The following is a 5,964-nucleotide window of genomic DNA, read 5'->3' on the forward strand; positions in this document are numbered from 1 at the left end:
CCTGGCGTCTCCGGATTGGGATCATAATATTTTTCATTGTCCCAACGTTCGATTGGAATCTCCTGAATGCCGCTTAATCCTTCTTCGAGCAATGTTTCAAAGGCCGAAATATCAGGAGCATTCGGAAATGAGAAACTCATGCTGATAATTGCAATCGAGTCGTCAGCCAATTCTGGTGATACCTGCAGCGCTTGCGTTTTAATAGGCTTCAATTCTGATTTAAGGTGTTGGGACAGTTTACTTATGGATGGATAATCAAAGCCGATGGTGGCGGCTATATTAAGACATGGCTTCAGCTTTTCTTTTAGCCGAGTCGCCATTTCCGTTATCATCAACGAATCAAAGCCAATGTCAAAAAACCCTTCATGTTCTTCCAAATCTTCTGCTTCTGGTAATCCCAGCATTTCTTTACAGAGTGTAGATAACATGTCCTTACAGGCAGTAAATTTTTTATCATCGTCCAGCTTGAAGTAATCATCCAGCCAGGACGATGTGTTTTCATTGCCCATCGGTTCAACCACCATCAACGCATCTGCCAAATCTTGATAAAATAAAGGCCGCGGTTTTGGAACAAAATCCAGCATAAACTTGAGATAGTCTGGTGATATAATGGCTGCATGAGTTAATTGGCTATTAATTAAGCGATTAATCAATGCACGACCTTGCTCATTATGGATTAACGCTTGTTTTAAACCTTGGTCGCGTGCTCGTTTTTCTGCCATGCCCACCTCAGCCCAAGGACCCCATTGAATAGCTGTCCCCACCAGACCTAGACGCTGACGTTCTGCAATCAAGGCATCTAAAAAACTATTGGTGGCGCTGTATACAGACTCTTTGTTGCTTCCAAATACTGAAGAAATAGAAGAATAGACGATAAAAAAATCCAGATTGCAGTGCTGGCTTAGCTCATGTAAATACCAACCGCCTTGAACCTTAGCAGAAAATAAAGAGTCAATATCCTCCTCTTGATGCTCAAGTAGTGGCGCATTCATGGCGGCTCCTGCGGCATGAATAATGCCCTTTAACAAACCATCCGCATTACTCTCTAATAACAAGCCACGCAGGTGTTCTTTATCGGTAATGTCTAAATTTACTGTACGAATTACCTGATTCGGATAGTAGGATTGAATGTTTTTAATCTTTTCTTTTAATGAGGGCCTATCTGTATTTCTTGAGACAAGAATTAATTCTTTTGCACCGACTGACAGTAAAGCTTGGGCGGTTACCAGACCCAACCCGCCGCAACCCCCTGTGATAAGGTAGCGGCCTTCGTTTGATAGAGAGCGTTTTTCGGCGCATAGAGTAGTCTTTTTTAAGCGAGAAACCAATCGCTGGCCATGACGATAGGCCACAACATGCTCATAATGTTGGCCATGATTATAATGCATTTCATGAGCCACCTGCGCTGCATAATGACTTTCATCTTTTTTATCCAAATCGATGAGAATCGTTTTATAGTTGGGTAATTCTAAAACTAAAGTCTTGCAAAACCCGAAAAGTGCGCTACTACCAAGATTAAGTTGATCAGCAGTAAATTCTGCGGTGGCATTTGTAGTCAGGACTATAAGCTGTAATTCAATTGATTTACGCTGTAGTTTTTTAACCAGGCTCAATAATTTTTTTAGCGTTTTCTTTTGCAACTCAATCTGGGCTTCCATATCCATTGGGGTTGAATCGAAATCTGCTGCGAAAATAATCCCATCCAGTTTGTCTAGAGAATCGTCATCATCTTCCAGGATAATGTGTAATCCCTGTTCTACAAAACTGGGTGCTAATTGTCTGGCACCCATTAAAAGCCAATGATTACCGACTATGTGGTGATTATGTCTATCAACGGGTTGATTTTGCCATTCCACGTGGAAGCACCAATCCTTAGGCACCAGCGCATCATCTGGAGTATTTTCATGCCAATCCGTGTTTTTATCATGCCAATACGTTTTTCTATCAAAAGAATACAATGGCAAATCGACTTGATTGTACGACACCTTGTGTTTATCTAACCTTATGTTGGTTCCTGCGAGATAATGTTCATAAATCTGCTGTGCCTTATTTTCTATTATTTTGATGTCTTTTTTGATGACTACTTTTTTCAGTTCATAATCTTCAGATTCAATTTTTTTAATTAATGTTTCTTTATTGTTGGCCATGATGGCACAGCGAAATTTATAATGGTCTCGACCATTCATTAAGGTGCAACACATATCGTGCAGGCTTACGGGAGATTCCTTCAAATAGCGTAGGTAGTTTGCCATCATTTGCTTCAATGAGATTTCACTGTGTGCAGAGATAACAAAACATTTTGGTTCTCCGTCATCAGCAATGGGTGTATTTAATGCAACACTTGGCGGTTCTTCGATGACGGCGCTAACATTTGTACCAGTAAAACCAAAATTGGACACTTGCGCGTATCTTTTTTTATGTTGGTGCTTAGTAGCAAATGGGGTTGCTGTAACGGGGAGAAGAGCGGGAATACTATCAGGATCAATCAATGGGTTTGGTGTTGAGTAATGCAAATTAGCAGGAATGATTTCATGTTTTAAGGCGGCTATCACTTTAATGAGTGATGCAATGCCTGAAGCTGAAATAGTATGTCCCAAATTACTTTTTAATGCACCGATAATTAATGGTCTGTCTTTGGAATGATGGCCTTGATGTATGTGTTGAATCGCATTAAACTCAACAGAATCCCCAGCTACCGTGCCTGTGCCATGAGTTTCAATATAGTCAATATCGCCGGCTGCCAAATGAGCTTGCTCTAATACTGCCTGATGCATTGCAATTTGCGCGTCCATATTTGGTGCCGCTATGCCCATCCCGCCACCATCTTGATTCATAACGATGCTTTTGATAACCGCAAGGATTTTATTATTGTCTTTTAGCGCATCACTGAGCCGTTTAACAATGACCACGCCGCAACCTTCACTGCGCACATAACCATCCGCTGCAGCATCAAAGCTGCTGCATTGACCAAGCGCTGATAGCATATTCGCTTTAGTTATGCCTATAAAAATTTCCGGACACAGGCTAAGATGGACCCCGCCAACAATGGCCATGTCACACTGCTGATTTCTTAATGCCATGGTGGCAAGATAAAGTGCCGACAGCGAGGAAGAGCACGCAGTATCCACCGTCATGCAGGGACCTTTTAAATTGAGAAAATGGCACAATCTTCCCGCCGCAGCACTGTCAGCGGAGCCAATGTAAGTATAGGCATTAAAATTGATATGGTCTTTGTAATTTAATTGGCTGTAGTCGTGTGTAGAAATGCCGCAATAGACACCCGCATTGGAATTTCTTAAGGAGTCAAGCGTTATATTGGCATGATTTAACGCCCGAATGGACACTTCTAAAAAAAGACGTTGCTGCGGATCCATTTGTTTGGCTTCAATGGGCGTTATTTTAAAAAAAGCGGCATCAAATAATTGGGGATTATGCAAAAATCCTCCCTTACGACTTACTATTTTACCGTCTTTCTGTCTATCAGCATCATAATATTTATCAATATCCCAGCGATTTTCAGGCACTTCTTTAATTGGTGTCTGTTCTTTAAGCAACATCTCATAAAATGCATCGACGTCTTCAACATCAGAATGAATCCCAGGAAATTGACAGTTCATTCCAATAATAGCAATCGGTTCATTCAGTAAGTCGTTTATATTATTTTGGTGGTCTTTTTTTGCCTGCATCGTATTTCTCATTAGGTTATGCAAGAGGTCTATTTTGTACTTTTCTTTTGTAACAAATAACAAAGATACTTCTGTTGTCCATTTATAAATCCATTATAAGTGACTGAACCCTTCACTGCCGATATATCACGAACCGCTTGGCGCCATATGGGCGAATAAGTTGCATTAATATGGGCTTTTCGCCTGTCCGATAGACGAGTTAACGACTCAAGTACTTGAGGAGTAATATCACAACGCTTAAGAACCTGTAATCCAGAGGCACGGATACAGTTGTCTAATGCTTCTACCTCTGAAGACAGGCGTAAATCAGTAAAAGCCATATAACCATTAGGCCGAAGTACACGCCAGACTTCATTAAGAAATTTTTCCATGGAGGGATAACAATGAGATGATTCTACATTGACAAGCACATCAACACTATGGTCAGGGATAGGCAGTGCGTCTGCATACCCTTGAATCCAACGTGCATTAGTCCATTTAGAATGGTGCTGACACAATTCAATTGCTCTTTCAGATAAATCAATGCCAATGTAGGAACGAGGTTTTTTATACTGCAATAAAAATACACCACCAGCACCCTGGCCACATCCAACTTCAACAATATCTTTGTCCTGTAAATCAATGTCTCTAACGACACGATGATAGAGTTGAATGAAATATCGATTAGGTTCATCAAGAGGATTTAACGATAAGGTGGTTTCATCATGATATCCATAATTCAGAAAAACGTATTGTTTCGATTTGTTTTTTGATGCAAATTTATTATAAAGCCATCGGATCAATGCAAGGCGTAGAAAAGGCGATAACTGCATTAAAAATCGATGTATTTTTCTAAGTTTGCTTGCCTTCACTATATTATCCAGGTTTAAACATCAAGAATTTTCCAAAAGCAGTTACCACAACTGCTAATAAGAAATATCGGTTTTGTCGAACACTTTTCAGGAGATTGAAAATAACCGCCAGCACAGTATTAGCACTTTTTAGTGTGTTAGTATGCTCTTTTTGCATAGATCATATATTGGTTCCAACCTAACTTTTCAAAAAGAGAATTTCTCTTGACCCGGGTAAGATAACCTTGTTCTCGCAAGTATGCGGCAAGATGGTCGACTCTATTATCTATATTATGCACTTCTATACTTAACTGTTTAATCATAGGAAATTGTGTGGGTTTAATGCTTTTTACCACTTCAAATTCCGCGCCTTCAACGTCGATTTTCAAAAAATCAATATGCTTTATTGCGTTTCTTTCGATAAAATGGCCAAGTGATGTAAGTCTGCATGGGACTTTTGTTTCTACAGTCCGATTTTTAAAGTTCCTTTTAATCAAATATTTTCGCATGAAAGGTAAGATTTTTAGCTGATAATACAAAAACTTATTTCGATGTTGAGCAATTTTTAATAAGGTATCATAATCTAATAGAGGATTATAATTAGAGATAATTTTATCCATAGGTTTATAGGTTGCTGTCGTAAGATCCGTCCCAAAAAGGGTAAATTCAACAGAACAATCTTCAATAACGTCACCAATTCCTATGTTATATAAGCGAGATTGCTCTTTGAATCGTGCTAAGTTCTTCCTTAGACATTGAAAAGAGATGGGAATAGGTTCAAGACTATAAATCAATGCATCATTTTCACATTGATGTAGGGCAAATAGTGAAAAAAGCCCAATATGTGCTCCTACATCTATAATAATCGAACCAGGATTTAAAGTGAGGTAGTTTGACAAATAAGTTTCTTGATAAAAGATTTCATAGATTAATCCACGCGCTTCATACTCACTTACAAAATATAATTTACCAATTGTAAATTGTTTATTTGAAATTGCATTAGGCATTCACAGCTGTCCTATTAAAAACTCTGCCTATAAATTAGGTCTATAATTTAATTGCCTGGTTGTGGCGAATGGATAGGTAAGTTTCCGCCTTCCCACCATGAATCATTAATATGAGATTTTTATAAAAGGTGTTCTTTAAAACTTAGCATAATCTAGCCTTTTTACAAGCGCCTTCTATTTTCGACAGAACTGATGTTCCTTGATACTATCAAGTAGCTACTTTATAGGTAACATGATGCAGGCAAAAGAAGATCACCCAAATAATATAAACGATTTACTGAATGAACCAATTGCAATTATCAGCATGAGTTTCTCATTTCCGAATGCTCCTGATATTTCGGCCTTTGAAACATTGCTCGAAGAAGGATTAAGCGGCATTCAGGAGATTCCAATCGAACGTTGGGACAATGAAAAATATTATGATCCCAATCCGGAGACGCC

Annotated in this window: 3 protein-coding genes and 1 pseudogene; 1 reads left to right on the forward strand and 3 read right to left on the reverse strand. The window is 39.0% G+C overall.

Annotated elements, in window-relative coordinates:
* The 3 genes from E1O52_RS12840 to E1O52_RS12850 form a co-directional block, all read right to left on the reverse strand.
* Positions 1–3,686: type I polyketide synthase (locus tag E1O52_RS12840; protein WP_133129042.1), on the reverse strand; the 3,686-nt coding region annotated here is incomplete at its 3' end.
* Positions 3,687–3,715: 29 nt separating this feature from the next.
* Complete coding sequence (locus E1O52_RS12845; RefSeq protein WP_133129043.1) at positions 3,716–4,537, reverse strand: class I SAM-dependent methyltransferase; 822 nt, start codon at positions 4,535–4,537, stop codon at positions 3,716–3,718.
* Positions 4,538–4,674: 137 nt separating this feature from the next.
* Entirely contained in the window at positions 4,675–5,523 is an 849-nt protein-coding gene (locus tag E1O52_RS12850) for an FkbM family methyltransferase (protein ID WP_133129044.1), read from the reverse strand.
* A 286-nt stretch (positions 5,524–5,809) separates the two neighbouring features.
* Here E1O52_RS12850 and E1O52_RS12855 point away from each other — a divergent pair.
* A pseudogene (locus E1O52_RS12855) lies at positions 5,810–5,964 on the forward strand (beta-ketoacyl synthase N-terminal-like domain-containing protein); the annotation flags it as partial.

The organism is Legionella nagasakiensis, assembly GCF_900639915.1.
In the GTDB taxonomy this organism is placed as follows: Bacteria; Pseudomonadota; Gammaproteobacteria; order Legionellales; family Legionellaceae; genus Legionella_A; species Legionella_A nagasakiensis.